Source organism: Wolbachia endosymbiont (group B) of Parapoynx stratiotata, assembly GCF_947250635.1.
Taxonomy (GTDB): domain Bacteria; phylum Pseudomonadota; class Alphaproteobacteria; order Rickettsiales; family Anaplasmataceae; genus Wolbachia.
The window spans coordinates 900,828-917,487 of the sequence record NZ_OX366335.1 but is presented as its reverse complement, the minus strand read 5'-3'; the positions used below and the strand labels follow the sequence as shown (position 1 = coordinate 917,487).

The following is a 16,660-nucleotide window of genomic DNA, read 5'->3' as shown; positions in this document are numbered from 1 at the left end:
CACAGCGAATCTAGATCTTTTTAACTAAGATTTCGTTACCAGAAGTATACACTATTAGCTCATCTCCTTCTACTATTTCCCCCGATAAAACTAACTTAGCTAGATTATTTTGAATGCATTCTTGTATTACCCTTTTCAGAGGCCGCGCTCCATATTCAGGGTCATATCCAGTTTGTGCTATTAGTTCTTTAGCTTCTTGCGATAAACTAATACTCAGTTTACGCTTAGCAAGCATCTTTTGTAAATAAGAGAATTGAACATCTATAATTTTATCAATGTCATCTTTGGTTAAGCTGTGGAATATAATAATTTCATCCAGTCTATTTAAAAATTCTGGACGAAACGCTGACTTAACTATTTTCATCACCTCATCTTTCACAGATTCGGTAGCTCCTCTTAGCATCACCTCAGCACCAAGGTTAGAAGTTAGAATCAGTATGGTATTGCGAAAATCAATCAATTTACCGTGGCTATCGGTGAGCCTGCCTTCATCCAAGATCTGCAGCAATATATTAAATATATCTGGATTTGCCTTTTCTATCTCATCAAACAAAATTACCTGATATGGTCTTCTCCTTACTGCCTCAGTTAACCTGCCACCTTGTTCATAGCCAACATATCCTGGAGGCGCACCAATTAACTTTGAAACGGAGTGTTTTTCCATATATTCTGACATATCAAAGCGTAGAAGTGCTGATTGATCATCAAACAAAAATTCGGCAAGGGATTTTGCCAACTCTGTTTTTCCAACTCCGGTTGGACCTAAGAATAAAAATGAACCAAAAGGTCGATTAGTATCCTGAACACCAGAGCGGGAGCGCCTTACTGCATTACTTATCGCTTCAATTGCATCTCTCTGCCCTATTACTCTTTTTCCTATTTCATTTTCCATGTTAAGGAGCTTTTCCTTTTCACTATGCATCATGTTATCAACTGGAATGCCTGTCCATTTTGAAACAATATTTGCAATATCACTCTCAGTCACTTCTTTCTTTAGGAAACTATCAGTAACTTTTTCCTGATTTTTTAACTCATTTTCAAGTTGAGGAATCACACCATACATCAACTCCCCTGCCCTTCCTAAATTTCCATTACGCTGAGCCAGTTCCAACTCTTTTCTCGAGTTATCCAATTTTTCAGCTGTTTCTTGTATTTTAGCTATCTTATTCTTTTCCATCTGCCATTTACTGCTTAAGTCAGCAAATTTACTGTTTAGACTCTCAATTTCCTCATTTATCTTTTTTAAACGTTGCTTAGAGTTTTCATCACTTTCTTTTTTCAAAGCCTCTGACTCAATTTTCAGCTGTATAATCTTTCTTTCAAGCTCATCAACAACCTCAGGCTTGCTGTCCATTTCAATTCTAACCCTACTTGCTGCTTCATCAATTAAATCGATCGCTTTATCAGGTAAAAACCTATCTGTTATATATCTATTAGAAAGCGTTGCAGCAGCGATTATTGAACCATCTGTGATTCTAATACCATGGTGCACCTCATACCTCTCCTTCAAACCCCTCAGTATTGAAATAGTATCAGTCTCAGTAGGTTGAGAAATAAACACAGGCTGAAAACGCCTTGCAAGCGCAGGGTCTTTCTCTATATGTTGACGATACTCATCCAAAGTTGTAGCCCCTATACAGCGAATTTCTCCACGCGCAAGAGCAGGCTTGAGCAAATTTGAAGCATCCATCGCACCACTTGTCGCTCCTGCTCCCACTAAAGTATGAAGCTCATCTATAAACAAAATAACTTTTCCCTCTGCTTTTGAAATCTCATTAATCACTGCTTTTAGTCTCTCTTCAAACTCCCCTCTAAATTTTGTTCCAGCAATTAATGCACCAAGATCCAAAGCTAAAACTTTTGCATCACGCAAACCAAGTGGTACATCATTTGCAACAATTCTGTTTGCTAAACCTTCAACTATTGCAGTTTTTCCAACACCAGGTTCACCTATCAGTACTGGATTATTTTTTGTTCGCCTCAACGATACCTGCATAGTTCTTCTGATTTCCTCATCACGACCAATTACAGGATCAAGCTTACCTTGCATAGCAAGCTCTGTAATATCTTTTGTATACCTCTTTGCCGCATTTAATTTTTCCTCGCTATTTGGAGAGTCTGCACTGCCACCTTTTCTCATTTCTGCAATAACTGAATTTAATTTTTGCGGTGTTACACCACCTTCTGCTAAAATTTTACCTACAATTTCATCTTTTTGTGCAGCAAGGCCCTGCAGTAACCGCTCAACAGTAACAAATGTGTCTTTATTTCTCCTCGCAATACCAATTGAATCATCAAAAACTTTTGCTACCTCTCTTGAAAGCTGAAGCCCACCACTACCTGGTCCTCCAACCACTGGAAACTTTTTAATTGCACTACTCACAGCATCAGAAATATTCTGAACATTTCCACCACAAGCGCCTATCAAATCCTGAACTAAACCTGACTCATCTTCAAGCATTACTTTAAGTAAATGTTCAGGCATAAAAATCTGATGCCCAGCTCCCAATGCTTTAATTTGAGCGCTCTGGATTAGGCTTTTTGCTTTTTCGGTAAATTTATTCAAGTCCATAATACAAATTTAACTCATACTTGCTGGTATATATAACAACTACTTTCTCAATTTTAAACTTAAAGTCATTTATAAATAAAAATTTTCTAAGTTCATACAAAACAAGAAAAAGCAGAATTTTGCTTATTGGCGATGCAGCACATTCAATCCATCCAGTTGCAGGTCAAGGACTTAACCTTGGAATGAGAGATGTAGAGAGTGTTATTAGACAAATAACTGCTGCAAAATCCTCTGGCATTGATGTTGGCAGTAATTATCTATTGAAGAAAATTTCACGTGATAGATACTTTGATAATTTTACTATGGCACTTGCAACTGATGGACTAAATAGAATATTTTCCAACAGAATACTTTGCGTTAAAGTTCTGAGCAATCTTGGTTTAATGGTAGTTGAAAATTCAGATTTTCTTAAAAAAAGCTTCGTTCGACATGCTATGGGGTTTATATAAATCATTAGATTGCTTTCATCATAATCAGGTGTCATTAGAGTAGTTGACACTGGAGCCCAAATTACATAATGTCATTCCAGTGCCCAGACACTGGCATCCAGAAAAATTTATAAGCAAACTTGAGCTTATGCTAAATTTGATGAAATAAAAAACTGAATTCCATCGTCACGCACTGGAATGACAAGAAAAAGGGTACTGCCATGACATTAAATGATTTTCCTTATTTTAGCATTAAACGCGATGAAGAAAATCATTTATAATCGCTATAGCAACTAGTGTTGAAACCTGACGTACCTTTTGGCTTGACAAACGAGAGTTTTTATCTGATTTGACAACAAGGGCTTCTAGATGACTTTGAAAGTAAATATTACCATGCTTATCTTCGATAGCTTCTATTACCCCGTCATTGGCAAATGCTGCAATTTTATATCCAAGTAGCTCTAGCCTTCTTCTATTCTCTGTAGTATTACTTACTGTACCTGAATGAGCATTCGGAAAATAAGTTGAAAACCAGCCATTTTGATTAGGTAGTAAAAATCTAGCTACCACTTTTTCCAAACGACTACCTGGAACAATTTTTATCTGCTGAAGAGATATATTCTCTTTTTGTGGATAGGATGCTGATTTTAAATGATTTTTCTCATCATTAACAACATTTGTTATTTCAATTTCTTTTGCATGCATAATGTCTTTTAAACCACCGCATATGGCAAGCAAATGAATTGTAGGATTGTCTTCTACTATTTTTACAATTGCTTCATTCACAAGCTGGCGGTAAGGGTTAAGAGCTGAATGAAAGTTATCTGAAATAAATATTCTGTTTATCTTTTGCTCTTTGATAAATTTTGCAACTTCAACTTTTATTCGATCTAGTATCAGCTTTTTTGCCAATATTTCATCTTGTTTTGCGAACTCTTCTTGGATTTCTTTTAGATTAATTATTTTGTCGTAGTCAATGAATATAGTTTTAACCCCAAAATTATTGAATATCTCATAGATATTTTGAGATTCATCTGTTTGCAATAAACCAACAATTATATTATAATTTACTGCATTTTCCACTGTCAAAGCAGATAATTCTTTGTTTACTTTTTCACTATAAGCGATATTACTTAATAGTAGAAATGTAATTAATAGTATATTAAATATTCTATTGTAACATTTATACATTATTTCCTAAATAATTATATTAATATTATAATATATTATAGAACATTAAGAAAAAGAATGTGGCCTGAGCAGGAATCGAACCAGCGACACAAGGATTTTCAGTCCTTTGCTCTACCAACTGAGCTATCAGGCCAACTACGTACTTTCATTTTTAGATAAAAAACGTTATCATGTCCATCAAAAGTTTTTGAAGTATAGAAACAAAGAATGAACATTAGTAACAAAATAGGAATTTATCCTGGTACATTTGACCCCATAACTTTTGGGCACCTTGACATAATAAAAAGAGCATGTAAGCTAGTCGATAAGTTGATAATTGGTGTTGCAGAGAATGTTAATAAACATACTAATTTTGACATAAGCCTGCGCACAAGCATGGCTAAAAATGAAGTGAAAGGAGCAGGAATTGATGCAGATATTATATCCTTTAATGGGTTGCTAGTGAAGTTTGCCAAAGAGCAAAATGCTTCTGTTATTATTAGAGGACTGAGAGCAGTATCGGATTTTGATTACGAGTTTCAAATGAGTTGGGTAAATTATAAGCTCTTTCCTGAAATCGAAACTATATTTCTTCCTGCATCTGAGGATACTCAATTTATCTCATCAAGTTTTGTAAAGGAAATAGCGAGATTAGGAGGAGATGTTAGCAACTTTGTGTCAAAAAGTGTCCAAAGTGAATTGATTAATCTAAATAGGGTAGAAAATGGAGAATAAGTATTTGTTGTCTTTTTTATTTCCAAACGAGTATGTTAGATGTGTAAAATATTGTAAGCTAAAGGAGAGACATGTTAAAAGTGAGGGATAATAATGTAATAGTTTGCTGCCGTGGTGATGAGAATGATGATGGTTCTGGTCATCCAATAGTATACTTACACAAAGAAGGAGAAATGTATTGTCCTTATTGTAATAAGTCAATGGATGAAATAGTGAGTGCCGAAGAATTTCAATCTGTTGAGGTGAAAGTAATAAGCAAGAAGGAAAGAACCAAAGGTTAATAGTACTTCATTTTTTTAGCTTATGTAAATAGCAATGAGAGGGGCAGTAAAAATGAAACTATCCATACGGTCGAGTACTCCTCCATGGCCTGGTATAATACCTCCACTATCTTTAACATTGTAAACTCTTTTGATGAGTGACTCAGTGAAATCTCCAAGTTGGGCTAGAATAGCAACTATCAAACCAATTATTGGAGAATAAAAAATTGGAAATAAACTCAAAAATATTGAGCCAAAAATTGTACACACTATTCCAGCTAAGACTGCACCAAAAAGTCCTAACCAAGTTTTCCCAGGGCTAATGATTGGACAAATTCTAGTTTTACCAAAATTTTTGCCGAAAAAATAGGCAGCAATATCGATGCTCCAAATAGTTAAGATAAGCCATACTAATGCATATTTTCCCTGTGGTAGATTATATAGGCATATTAGCGAGGCATTTGGTAGTGCGATTAATAGTAATGCGAAAATGTATAAGATTCTATTGCCCTGAGTTAGATTATACCATTCAAAAGAAGATAAAACTGCAATTGAAAAAATTAGTAGATAAAATGATAAATCACTGAAATATGTAGCAAAAGAAAATATGAGTAATATTACTATTGAGGACAATATTCTAACCATAAAGTTATTATCTACCATATTTTTTTTCTCTTTTTGTATAATCTTCTAGTGCTTTGGTCAAATCTTGACAAGAAAAATCGGGCCACAAAGTATCACAAAAATACAATTCAGCATAAGCTGCTTGCCATAATAAAAAATTGCTTAACCTTTTCTCGCCACCAGTGCGAATTAATAAATCCAATTTTGGTAAATCTTTAGTATACAGAAATTTTTCAAATTCCTCTTCCAATACGCAATCAATATTTCCTTTTATGACGTTGTTGATAGCATGTATAATTTCCTGCTTTGCTCCATAACTAACTGCAACAGTGAGTAATAGACCATCGTTCTTATGTGTCACTTCTTCTGCTTTTTTGATTTGATCGAATATTTTACTGGGCAATAGACTTAAATTGCCAATAAAATTTAACTTAATGTTACAATTGCAAATGAATTTCATTTTATCTTCATTAGTTAAAGTGGAGTAAAATAAATTAAATAGGTAGTCTGTTTCGTTTTCAGGTCTGAGCCAATTTTCCATGGAAAATGCATACAAAGTTAAGTAAGATATGGCTAAGGTTGTGCAATGTTTAGCAATATCAAATGCAACTTCACTGCCTTTTCTATAACCATCAATTTTTACCATTCCTTGATTCTTTGCCCACCTACCATTACCATCCATAATAATTGCTAGATGTTTTGGTAGAGATTCTAGATTTAACATTTAAATTCAACCTGTTATTCGGTTTTACCAATATTACCTATATTAAATTAGCTTAATTTCTATATTTCTGTATGAAACGTTCACTATATTCACCTGAAACTATATTATTACTGAAAAATCATCGAAGGTCTATATTATAAAAATTTTCTCAATCAGCTGCTTAGTGATCTTACCAAGAAAAAGCGGAGAGAAAATATAGCAAAAACAGTCTAATATAGATGATTTTACGGTATAGTGAAATTATTATAAACAAATGAATTTAGTGGTGTTAGGAATACCTGGCTCTTTTATGTGGATTTATATTCTCAATAACCTGCGCTAGAGATAAATTATATAATGTTGACGTAGGTTCTTCGCATGCAATACCTTTCTTGAATATACTGGATTCTACAAATGACTTTATATCTATGTCCAGCTTTTGAGGAAGATCTTTAACGTCCATGGCAATTCCTGGTAAAGGATATTTAATGTCTATGCTCAGCTCTTGGGGAACATATTTAATTATATCTTCGTAAATACGTTCCTTGTTGTTCAAGTAATCGATATTAATATCTGTAATTTTACCAGCTTTACGCAGGATTATAGCAAGCCTCAAAGTCGACTTTACGCTAGGTTTAAAATTTTTAAATATATTGACAAATACCTTACCAGTAACATTATCTGTTATTGCTTTTAGCTCTTCATTATTGACAGAATTGATATGCTTAACAGCATTTTGATCTTTTAGTAGTATTATAATCCTTTTGCCATGCAATTTGATACTATTAAGTAGAAGTCGAAATTTTTCAGTATTAATAGAATCGATAAAATTCTGACTTTTTAGTAAATCCATAATCATGGGGCGATAAAACTTACTACTATTAGATATAAGTTCAAGTTTTTCAAGATCAATAGAATTGACTCGAGCGAGTAAACTCTGATCTTTTAGTATTTCTACAATCTCTTCATCTGTATAAAAATTATTACTTATCATGATACTAACTTTACTCCCATCAAGAGAATTGATTTGATCAAACAAACTCTGATATTTCAGTAAATTCATAATATATCCTTTATCAAGATATTTAAATATCAAGTTAAATATTTCACTATTCATCGAATTGATGCGTTTAACAACTTCCTGATTTTCTAGTAATTCTATAATAATGGTATGATCAAATTTCCTAAATACGGATTTAGATTTTTCAGAATCAATCAAATTAGTAAGCTTAATAAATTCTCGATCTTTTAGTACTTTACTAAACCTAACACTCTTAACTATGTATTTAAGCAGTCCTTCACTAATAAGATTGATGTTCTCAGCAACTTCCTTATTTTTTAGTAGTTCTACAATAACACTGGTATCATTAAACTTATCACTATTAAGTATGATTTTAGATTTTTTAGGACCAACCGAATTAATGCGTTCAACAACTTCCTGATTTTCTAGTAATTTTATGATATCTTTAAGACTAAATTTATCATTCTCAATTATATATTTCAACGTTTCTTTATCAATAAGATCGATGTTCCTAGCAGCATTTTGATTTTCTAGTAATTCTATAATACTGGTACCGTCAAACCTATCAATACTAAGTATGAGTTCAAATCTTTCATCAGTAACTGAATTAATGCGTTCAAGAATTTCCTTATTGTCGTATAACTTTGTAAAATCTTTATCAGCAAACTTCTTACTATTAGTCATGTATATAAATATTACGTGATTAATATTATGAAACTGACCATCATCAACACGTTTTTCATTAGTTCCTTTATTTCCTAGTGCTTCTTTAGCAAAGTTATTCAGATCATTTTTTTCATCTTCCTCGTAATCAGAATTATCATAATATCCATAATCTTCTTCATTTTCCTCACTATCACTACTCTCAAATTCATTATTGGTATTGCAAACCTCTCCACCTTTTAGTATTTCTAGAATATTGTGCTCCGAAGTTGCATGATTTATCATAGACCTAAACATTTCATCATCGTAATCGTTGATGTTATCAACAATTTCTTTATCTGATAGTAATTCTTCAATACCTTTGTAACTAAACTTATTATTATACTTGCATAAGATTTTAAGTTTACTGTAATTCATTGAATTGATGCCATCAACAACTCTTTGACTTGATAGTAATCTTCTGTTATAAGCCTTACATATCAGTTGAAGTTTTTCGTTATCTAAATCTTCTGCATTGCCTGCTTTATCAAAATCCATAATCTTATTTCAATTTACTTAGTATTTTAATTTTAAATATATAAAAAGAAATAATCAAGCATTATGATAAAAGGCCTAATGAATTTATTAGTTTATTTATGTTTCTTTTCATGTATAAATTTATAGAAAGTTTTATAAAGAAGTTGTTTTATGAGCAAAATTATAGAAGTCAGAGCACCAAAAACTCTTGGTGGTGAATCGGTTACGGAAGGTATAGTAAAAATAAAGAAAAATATCGGTGAAGCAATAAAAGTAGATGACTTGATCTTTGAAATTGAAACTGATAAAACGGCGCTAGAACTAACTGCAGAAGCTTCAGGACAAATAACCGAATTTTTTGTGAAAGAAGATGATGTAATCAGCCCTGATCAATTACTGGCAAAACTTGCTGTAGGAGAAGTAAAAGAAGAAGTGAAAAAAGAAGATAAAGGCGAAAGCGCTGATAAAAAAGATGCCCCTTCAGCTCGTAAAATTATGGAAGAAAATGCAATCAGTGCAGAAAGTATAAAAGGAACTGGCATGGGAGGCAGAGTAACCAAAGCAGATGTGATAGACCATATGAGTAAAGCTGAACAACCTGCGGTAAAACAATATGAATCGCCAAAAAGTGTAGCAAGTGGAGAGAGAAGAGAAGAACGAGTGAAAATGAGCAAAATAAGGCAAGTCATTGCTGCTCGTTTGAAAGCGTCGCAAAATACTGCTGCAATACTGACCACGTTCAATGAAATTGACATGAAAAATGTCATGGATCTAAGAGCAAAATATAAGGAAATTTTTGAAAAGAAATACGGAATAAAACTAGGTTTCATGTCGTTTTTTATAAAGGCAGCAGTGCAAGCACTGAAAGAAATTCGTGAGATTAACGCTGAGATTTCAGGTGATGAAATTGTATATAAAAATTACTATGACATAGGTGTTGCTGTTGGCACTGATAAAGGTCTTGTTGTACCGATTATTCGCGATGCTGATCAAATGTCATGCGCTGAAATTGAACTAACTTTAGTTGCACTTGGCAAAAAAGCACGAGAAGGTAAGCTGCAAGTATCGGAAATGGAAGGTGCAACATTTACTATCTCAAACGGTGGTGTATACGGTTCACTTCTTTCTACTCCAATAATCAACCCTCCGCAATCTGGAATACTTGGAATGCATACTATACAAAACAGGCCAGTTGCTGTGAGTAACTCAATTGAAATCAGACCTATGATGTACATTGCCCTCTCTTACGATCACAGAATAGTTGATGGCAAAGGAGCAGTTACTTTCCTTGTGAAAATCAAAAATTACATAGAAGATCCAAATAGATTGGTTTTGGAAATTTAAGCAGGTTAAAAGCGACAAGTAAGTTTTTCTGAAGTTTTCAAGGTGGGTGGCTTTGTTGAATGGCAAGGAATGAGGAGGAGTGATGGAAGAGATTTATGAGATAAGTTCGAAAATAGGCATACCGATATCAGAAAATTTGTTAATCAAGTAGCATTTTAAGAGCATCTCTTAAGAGCGGTTTATCTCAGATTTATTCTTAAAACTAAATCCAAATGTTTTTTTGAGTCTAAAGAAAAAACTCTCAATACGTGACCGTATTCCATACCCTGTCTGCCTTTTCCATTGAGTTAGATTGCATCTTTTTCTTATATTAATGTTGTTATTTCTTTCCGAGAAGTGGTCTATATTGTTACAGATTTTTGCATTCTTTCTTGGCTTTATAATTGGTTTCAAATTATATTTATTGCATAATTTATATAAACTTATTGTATCATAAGCTCCATCTGCACAAAGAGACTTAATCTTATAGATATCACCCATTTCCTTTAGTATTTTAGATGCTATCATGTGAAAGAAAATTAGTATATCGAATTGCTATTGCCTTTTTGCTGTTTTCGTCCAAAGCAACATGTAGCTTTCTTATTTGATCTGTACCATTATACTTCCTTATCTTGGCGTTATCTTTGTTATGTTGAGTACTGTTACTATAAATATGGATTACAGTACTATCTATAGCAATTTCAATATTCTCTATGTCATTTTTATCTGTTCTGTGGTCACATAATTTCAAATTAAGTTTGACGAGAAGCTTGTGAATACTTGGAGATTCTTCACTATACTTTGTAAATATCCTTTTATAAATCCAACTGCTTGCCTTAAGCCTATTCTAAATAGATTCACAACTATATGTACTGCAATAACAACCTTATCGCTATAAATCTCCAGGAATTTTTTCTGAACTTTCGTACCAGTTTTCTATAGCTTCATCGATAAAATGAAAGACATTTCCTCTTTTTTCTAAAAATTGATTATACTCTTTATGATTACTGACTTTCATCTTCTGTGGCATATACTCTACAAAATGTTCATTTCTTAATAGAGTAACCACTTTCTTTAGATTTTCTCCCTTTTTTTCTCCCATCTCTACTCGCTATTCAACAAAGCCAGCTCTGCTCTATTATAACTACTACCAATGCTGAATATTGCTTCTTGAAGAACTTTAATTCCAATAAGAGAAAAGGCCTTTATTTTTATGTCTTCTGTTCCACTTTTTCCTATATCCATTATTTTATTAGCAAACTCAGCCCATTTACCTGGCTTTCCTATTTGATTTTCTAGTCTCTCATAGTACTCTGATAAAGAGCGTTCATAAATAAAAACAAAATCTTCAACAAACTTTCTGAGCTTTTCATGCACTTCCTTTCCTTGCGCAGAAAGTCTTTCTGCTTGATTAGAAGATTCTGTTAAATGTTCTTCTAAAGTTTCAATAATCTTTTCCTTATTGGATTGCTTAGCAATATCGAGTGGAGTTTTACCTTGATTATTTTTAATGTTTTGGTCTATACCAGACACATTCAAAAGAAGTTCGACAATGTCTTGAGGGAACGTTCAAAAAAGTGTGTCAAACCGAAAAAAAAGTAATAAATTGATATAAAAAATGGAGGTTTGATATGGGTCAAGCAAATAGAACTACTGGTTTGGTAGATTATAAAGAATTAGAAACAAATATCCTGTCATCTATACGAGAAGGAAGACCATTGACAGGAAGAGATGGAGCATTAACACCGTTTATAAAAAGGTTGCTAGAGGCAAGTCTGGAAGGTGAAATAGAAAGCCACATGTCAGCTAAAAGTGAAGAAAATAACCGAAGAAATGGAAGGAATGCAAAAACTTTACGTACAAGTTCAGGCTCATTTGAACTATTAACACCAAGAGACAGAGAAGGAAGCTTTGAACCGCAAATAGTCAAAAAAAGGCAAACAAGCCTACATCCAGAACTTGAAGCAAAGGTCTTAAGCACATATGCCAGTGGCATGGGATACAGAGATATAGCTTCACATGTTGAGGAAATATATGACCACAAAATATCAGCAGCAGAGATATCCAGTATTACTGATAAACTGCTACCAGTAATCAATGAATGGCGCAGCCGCCCACTGCAATCAGTGTATCCAATAGTGTTTATGGATGGCATGTTCTTTAAGGTCAAGGAGGACGGACATTGTATAAGTAAATGCATGTATAATATATTGGGCATAAATCAAAATGGCAGAAAAGAAGTATTAGGTTTTTATTTGGCTGAAAGTGAAGGAGCTAACTTCTGGTTGGGAGTTCTAAATGACCTAAAAGAGCGAGGAGTAGAAGATATTCTAATTGCCTGCATTGATGGGCTAAAAAGCTTTCCTGCGGCTATAAATAGTGTGTTTCCTAAGGCAGAAGTACAGCTATGTATAGTGCATCAGATAAGGAATTCACTGAAATATGTATCTAGCAAAGATGTAAAAGGGGAACGTTCAAAAAAGTGTGTCAAGCCGCATTTTTAGTTCAACTCAATTTTCAATCTATCTGGAAAGAAAATATCAAGTTGAGAAATAGTTAAAGCCCAATTAGGGAGAGCCATAATCCACTTTTGCTCTACCTTTTTTATAGCACAATATACCTGTTTGTACAAGGCATTTGTACTAGTAAATGAACCCTTAGTTTTAGTAAATTTCCTGATTTGTCTATGCAACCCCTCAATTGGATTGGTGGTGTAAATCAGCTTCCTAACTTGCCCAGAATACTTAAAATAACTGGATAAGTTTTCCCAATTGTTCTGCCAGGATTTTATAACTAAAGGATACTTCTCTCCCCATTTTTCTTCCAGCTCAAGCAGATAATTCTCAGCGATCTCTTTACTTGAAGCACGATATATTTTTTTCAAATCATTCATGAAAACTTTTACATCTTTGCTAGATACATATTTCAGTGAATTCCTTATCTGATGCACTATACATAGCTGTACTTCTGCCTTAGGAAACACACTATTTATAGCCGCAGGAAAGCTTTTTAGCCCATCAATGCAGGCAATTAGAATATCTTCTACTCCTCGCTCTTTTAGGTCATTTAGAACTCCCAACCAGAAGTTAGCTCCTTCACTTTCAGCCAAATAAAAACCTAATACTTCTTTTCTGCCATTTTGATTTATGCCCAATATATTATACATGCATTTACTTATACAATGTCCGTCCTCCTTGACCTTAAAGAACATGCCATCCATAAACACTATTGGATACACTGATTGCAGTGGGCGGCTGCGCCATTCATTGATTACTGGTAGCAGTTTATCAGTAATACTGGATATCTCTGCTGCTGATATTTTGTGGTCATATATTTCCTCAACATGTGAAGCTATATCTCTGTATCCCATGCCACTGGCATATGTGCTTAAGACCTTTGCTTCAAGTTCTGGATGTAGGCTTGTTTGCCTTTTTTTGACTATTTGCGGTTCAAAGCTTCCTTCTCTGTCTCTTGGTGTTAATAGTTCAAATGAGCCTGAACTTGTACGTAAAGTTTTTGCATTCCTTCCATTTCTTCGGTTATTTTCTTCACTTTTAGCTGACATGTGGCTTTCTATTTCACCTTCCAGACTTGCCTCTAGCAACCTTTTTATAAACGGTGTTAATGCTCCATCTCTTCCTGTCAATGGTCTTCCTTCTCGTATAGATGACAGGATATTTGTTTCTAATTCTTTATAATCTACCAAACCAGTAGTTCTATTTGCTTGACCCATATCAAACCTCCATTTTTTATATCAATTTATTACTTTTTTTTCGGTTTGACACACTTTTTTGAACGTTCCCTGTAAAAGTTTTCATGAATGATTTGAAAAAAATATATCGTGCTTCAAGTAAAGAGATCGCTGAGAATTATCTGCTTGAGCTGGAAGAAAAATGGGGAGAGAAGTATCCTTTAGTTATAAAATCCTGGCAGAACAATTGGGAAAACTTATCCAGTTATTTTAAGTATTCTGGGCAAGTTAGGAAGCTGATTTACACCACCAATCCAATTGAGGGGTTGCATAGACAAATCAGGAAATTTACTAAAACTAAGGGTTCATTTACTAGTACAAATGCCTTGTACAAACAGGTATATTGTGCTATAAAAAAGGTAGAGCAAAAGTGGATTATGGCTCTCCCTAATTGGGCTTTAACTATGTCTCAACTTGATATTTTCTTTCCAGATAGATTGAAAATTGAGTTGAACTAAAAATGCGGCTTGACACACTTTTTTGAACGTTCCCCTCCGAAAGAAAATAACCCTAGTCTGCTTTTGTCTTGACCGATTAATTCATTACGAACCATTTCTACGGTATAAAATTGACCTAAATTTAAACCTACTTCACGATACCTAGAATAATGACATACTAGCGGCTCATATAATTCTCTTATCTTACCATTTCTTAGATCAACTATTTTGCGCTCTATCTTATCTAATTCCTCTATAACACTCTTCCCTTTTTTCTTCGCTTCATTATCTAACAGCTGTTTCTCTCTCAATCCTTTATAAATATCAAAAAAACGTTTTTTTTCTTTTTTCGCAAAATTAGATAAACGCTCTGCTAACTCATAGCACATTTTTTCTTGACTCAGTATTTCTCTTTTATATTGAGATAAAATATTAATCGCTATACGTGAACAACTTACTGCAATCAAGTCATTATTTAAATTCGTTTTAATAATTTTGCCGTTCTCTTGATCAACATGTGCAGTAATTTGCCCTAACAAAATTCCCTCAGGAATTGTTATATCCTTCCCTATATGAAGGTTAATGGCTTTTAAAGAATCAAAATCTATATATATTCCACCCTCATGTTCCGTAAACTGCTTTAAGAGTGCCAGAGCAATCAATCTAAAGGTATCTATTTCAACGGCAAAATACATCCTTTGCTTTTCTTCCATATTATACATATTCTCAAAGAATTCCTTTATACTGATATCCTCTCCATCTATCTTCCATCCTTGATCTATTTCGCTCCAGTCATACTGATGCAAGTCTATAACATGTACTCCTTCAAATTCTTTCAGTTTACATTTTAAATCATCTATTTGATTTTCTTTGAATCCAGGACCGTTGATAATCAAATATATATCCCTCTCTTCTTTATTTATTAATTTATGATTTTTTATTATATCTAAGTAATTAAGGTCACTGTTTTTACCATCTGGTAAAGATGCACCATATACTCTTGGTACCCAAGTTAGTATTATTGGCGCTTCATTTGATAATTTTTTTACATTACCGATCATTATTTTACCTCAACACATTAATATACTCATATTATAATGAAATTTTAGCGGCGTACAAATAAAATCTCCTAGGGGCTTAAACATTCTCGTTTCTATATGTAGGTGACTGTTTCGAAGAAAATTATTTTTCAGCTAATATTTTAACTACTTTACTGAATTTTCTAGCACCGAATCGACGATACTAGAAAGTTCTTTAATCAATGCTATATAAGTGATAGCTCTCCCATTGCTACCCTGTCTACTTCTGCTCCTTCCAGCTTGTTATCTACTCGTTCATGGTATAGATCTTTTCCTTTCATCCAGGATAAATCACTTTCTGCTGGAGTCATTCTATAGTTACCATTGTTCTCTCCAAAAGCAAATGACTTCCATTTGCTTTCTTCTTGACCAATTAATTTATCATGCACTATCCTCACAACATTTCGTTGACCTAAATTTGCTCCAAATTGGGTAAGGAAGGGAAAAAAAGCTTGTTCATATAACGTCGCTATTCTACCATTGCTTAAATCTTCTACACACCTTTCTGCATACTCTTTCTGATTCTTCACTTCTTTGATAATCCTTTTTATTTCATCTTTCTCTTCTTCCTTTTTCATCTCTTCCTCTTTTTCAAGCATACTGATGCAATCACCTAGTTTAATTATAGCTGAAGGTAAATACTCTACTAATTTACCGCACATTTCTTTTTGACTTAGTATTTCACTTTTATACTTAGATAAGATATCAACTGCTATGCTTAAATCATTTATCGCAATTAAGTCATTATTTAACTGTGTATAAACGATTTTTCCACTATCGTTAATACCTACAACAATCGGTCCCAACAATATCCCCTCAGGAATTGTTATATCCTTCCCTATATGAGTGTCAATGGCTTTTAAAGAATCAAAGTCTATATATATTCCACCCTCATGTTCCGTAAACTGCTTTAAGAGTGACAGAGCAATCAATCTAAAGGTATCTATTTCAACGGCAAAATACATCCTTTGCTCCTCTGACATATTATACATATTCTTAAAGAAGTCCTTTATGCTAATATCTTTGCCGTCTATTTTCCATCCTTCATCTATTCCGCTCCAGTCATATTGGTGTAAGTCTACAACATGTACTCCTTCAATTCCTTTCAGCTCATGTTTTAAACTATCTATTTGATTTTCTTCAAATCCAGGACCATTGATAACCAAATATATGTCCCTCTCCTCTTTATTTGTTAATTTATGATTTTTAATTATTTCTAAATAATTAAGGGTAGTATTTTTACCATTCGGTAAAGATGCACCATGCACTCTTGGCACCCATGTTAGTATTATTGGTGCTTTATTTGATAATTGATTTACACTATTAGTCATAATTTTACCTCATTATATTGCTATATTAATATTATAGTGGATTTTTT

At 33.4% G+C, this 16,660-nt stretch carries 12 protein-coding genes, 1 tRNA gene and 4 pseudogenes; 6 read left to right on the top strand and 11 right to left on the bottom strand.

Translation table 11 applies throughout. The features are described from left to right. Nucleotides 1–10 precede the first annotated feature (10 nt). Nucleotides 11–2,572, bottom strand: coding sequence for an ATP-dependent chaperone ClpB (clpB, locus tag OOT12_RS04145; protein ID WP_264375305.1), 2,562 nt, complete (start codon nucleotides 2,570–2,572; stop codon nucleotides 11–13). Between the two features lie 98 nt (nucleotides 2,573–2,670). Between clpB and OOT12_RS04140 the strand changes: the two are divergent. Further along, nucleotides 2,671–3,021, top strand: a pseudogene (locus tag OOT12_RS04140) (FAD-dependent monooxygenase); the annotation flags it as partial. A gap of 231 nt (nucleotides 3,022–3,252) precedes the next feature. Here OOT12_RS04140 and OOT12_RS04135 read toward each other — a convergent pair. Together OOT12_RS04135 and OOT12_RS04130 are read right to left on the bottom strand one after the other, a co-directional pair. After that, on the bottom strand, nucleotides 3,253–4,191 hold the full coding sequence (locus OOT12_RS04135; protein WP_264376421.1) for a type 1 glutamine amidotransferase family protein: 939 nt from the start codon (nucleotides 4,189–4,191) through the stop codon (nucleotides 3,253–3,255). Between the two features lie 60 nt (nucleotides 4,192–4,251). Then, nucleotides 4,252–4,324, bottom strand: a tRNA-Phe gene (locus OOT12_RS04130). A gap of 74 nt (nucleotides 4,325–4,398) precedes the next feature. Between OOT12_RS04130 and coaD the strand changes: the two genes are divergently transcribed. Further along, on the top strand, nucleotides 4,399–4,905 hold the full coding sequence (coaD, locus tag OOT12_RS04125; protein WP_264375308.1) for a pantetheine-phosphate adenylyltransferase: 507 nt from the start codon (nucleotides 4,399–4,401) through the stop codon (nucleotides 4,903–4,905). A 71-nt stretch (nucleotides 4,906–4,976) separates the two neighbouring features. Further along, the gene (locus OOT12_RS04120; protein WP_007302836.1) at nucleotides 4,977–5,186 is read left to right on the top strand and encodes a zinc-finger domain-containing protein; all 210 of its coding nucleotides are present in this window, start codon (nucleotides 4,977–4,979) and stop codon (nucleotides 5,184–5,186) included. A gap of 15 nt (nucleotides 5,187–5,201) precedes the next feature. Here OOT12_RS04120 and OOT12_RS04115 read toward each other — a convergent pair whose 3' ends face one another. From OOT12_RS04115 to OOT12_RS04105, 3 genes are all read right to left on the bottom strand, one after another. Continuing rightward, nucleotides 5,202–5,828: a phosphatidate cytidylyltransferase gene (locus OOT12_RS04115; RefSeq protein WP_007302837.1), complete on the bottom strand. Its 627-nt coding sequence runs from the start codon at nucleotides 5,826–5,828 to the stop codon at nucleotides 5,202–5,204. Continuing rightward, entirely contained in the window at nucleotides 5,818–6,513 is a 696-nt protein-coding gene (gene uppS, locus OOT12_RS04110) for a polyprenyl diphosphate synthase (protein ID WP_264375309.1), read from the bottom strand. Before uppS ends, OOT12_RS04115 begins: the two co-directional genes overlap by 11 nt. A gap of 268 nt (nucleotides 6,514–6,781) precedes the next feature. Beyond that, nucleotides 6,782–8,713, bottom strand: a complete 1,932-nt coding sequence (locus tag OOT12_RS04105) for a hypothetical protein (RefSeq protein ID WP_264375310.1) — start codon at nucleotides 8,711–8,713, stop codon at nucleotides 6,782–6,784. A gap of 150 nt (nucleotides 8,714–8,863) precedes the next feature. On the opposite strand from OOT12_RS04105, the gene odhB reads away from it, so the two are divergent. Beyond that, nucleotides 8,864–10,036, top strand: coding sequence for a 2-oxoglutarate dehydrogenase complex dihydrolipoyllysine-residue succinyltransferase (gene odhB / locus OOT12_RS04100; RefSeq protein ID WP_264375311.1), 1,173 nt, complete (start codon nucleotides 8,864–8,866; stop codon nucleotides 10,034–10,036). Nucleotides 10,037–10,129: 93 nt separating this feature from the next. On the opposite strand, the pseudogene OOT12_RS07465 reads toward odhB, so the two are convergent. Further along, nucleotides 10,130–11,045 (bottom strand): annotated as a pseudogene (locus OOT12_RS07465) (IS5 family transposase). Between the two features lie 74 nt (nucleotides 11,046–11,119). Further along, the gene (locus tag OOT12_RS04080; protein WP_264685174.1) at nucleotides 11,120–11,548 is read right to left on the bottom strand and encodes a hypothetical protein; all 429 of its coding nucleotides are present in this window, start codon (nucleotides 11,546–11,548) and stop codon (nucleotides 11,120–11,122) included. A 98-nt stretch (nucleotides 11,549–11,646) separates the two neighbouring features. Between OOT12_RS04080 and OOT12_RS04075 the strand changes: the two are divergent. Continuing rightward, a pseudogene (locus OOT12_RS04075) lies at nucleotides 11,647–12,480 on the top strand (IS256 family transposase); the annotation flags it as partial. A 35-nt stretch (nucleotides 12,481–12,515) separates the two neighbouring features. On the opposite strand, the gene OOT12_RS04070 reads toward OOT12_RS04075, so the two are convergent. Further along, the gene (locus OOT12_RS04070; protein WP_264685173.1) at nucleotides 12,516–13,748 is read right to left on the bottom strand and encodes an IS256 family transposase; all 1,233 of its coding nucleotides are present in this window, start codon (nucleotides 13,746–13,748) and stop codon (nucleotides 12,516–12,518) included. 74 nt (nucleotides 13,749–13,822) lie between these two features. On the opposite strand from OOT12_RS04070, the pseudogene OOT12_RS04065 reads away from it, so the two are divergent. Next, nucleotides 13,823–14,224, top strand: a pseudogene (locus tag OOT12_RS04065) (transposase); the annotation flags it as partial. Here the strand turns inward: OOT12_RS04065 and OOT12_RS04060 are convergent. Further along, a complete protein-coding gene (locus tag OOT12_RS04060) occupies nucleotides 14,221–15,264 on the bottom strand; it encodes a hypothetical protein (protein ID WP_264685172.1) in 1,044 nt (347 codons plus the stop codon). The pseudogene OOT12_RS04065 and the gene OOT12_RS04060 overlap by 4 nt on opposite strands. A 203-nt stretch (nucleotides 15,265–15,467) precedes the next feature. After that, nucleotides 15,468–16,613, bottom strand: a complete 1,146-nt coding sequence (locus tag OOT12_RS04055; RefSeq protein ID WP_264376431.1) for a hypothetical protein — start codon at nucleotides 16,611–16,613, stop codon at nucleotides 15,468–15,470. Between the last annotated feature and the right edge of the window lie 47 nt (nucleotides 16,614–16,660).

Coding starts and splice junctions, on each gene's coding strand:
- OOT12_RS04115 (WP_007302837.1), bottom strand. CDS start 5,828: ATGGTAGATAATAACTTTATGGTTAGAATATTGTCCTCAATAGTAATA.
- odhB (WP_264375311.1), top strand. CDS start 8,864: ATGAGCAAAATTATAGAAGTCAGAGCACCAAAAACTCTTGGTGGTGAA.
- OOT12_RS04055 (WP_264376431.1), bottom strand. CDS start 16,613: ATGACTAATAGTGTAAATCAATTATCAAATAAAGCACCAATAATACTA.
- OOT12_RS04120 (WP_007302836.1), top strand. CDS start 4,977: ATGTTAAAAGTGAGGGATAATAATGTAATAGTTTGCTGCCGTGGTGAT.
- uppS (WP_264375309.1), bottom strand. CDS start 6,513: ATGTTAAATCTAGAATCTCTACCAAAACATCTAGCAATTATTATGGAT.
- OOT12_RS04070 (WP_264685173.1), bottom strand. CDS start 13,748: ATGGGTCAAGCAAATAGAACTACTGGTTTGGTAGATTATAAAGAATTA.
- OOT12_RS04105 (WP_264375310.1), bottom strand. CDS start 8,713: ATGGATTTTGATAAAGCAGGCAATGCAGAAGATTTAGATAACGAAAAA.
- OOT12_RS04135 (WP_264376421.1), bottom strand. CDS start 4,191: ATGTATAAATGTTACAATAGAATATTTAATATACTATTAATTACATTT.
- OOT12_RS04060 (WP_264685172.1), bottom strand. CDS start 15,264: ATGATCGGTAATGTAAAAAAATTATCAAATGAAGCGCCAATAATACTA.
- clpB (WP_264375305.1), bottom strand. CDS start 2,572: ATGGACTTGAATAAATTTACCGAAAAAGCAAAAAGCCTAATCCAGAGC.
- coaD (WP_264375308.1), top strand. CDS start 4,399: ATGAACATTAGTAACAAAATAGGAATTTATCCTGGTACATTTGACCCC.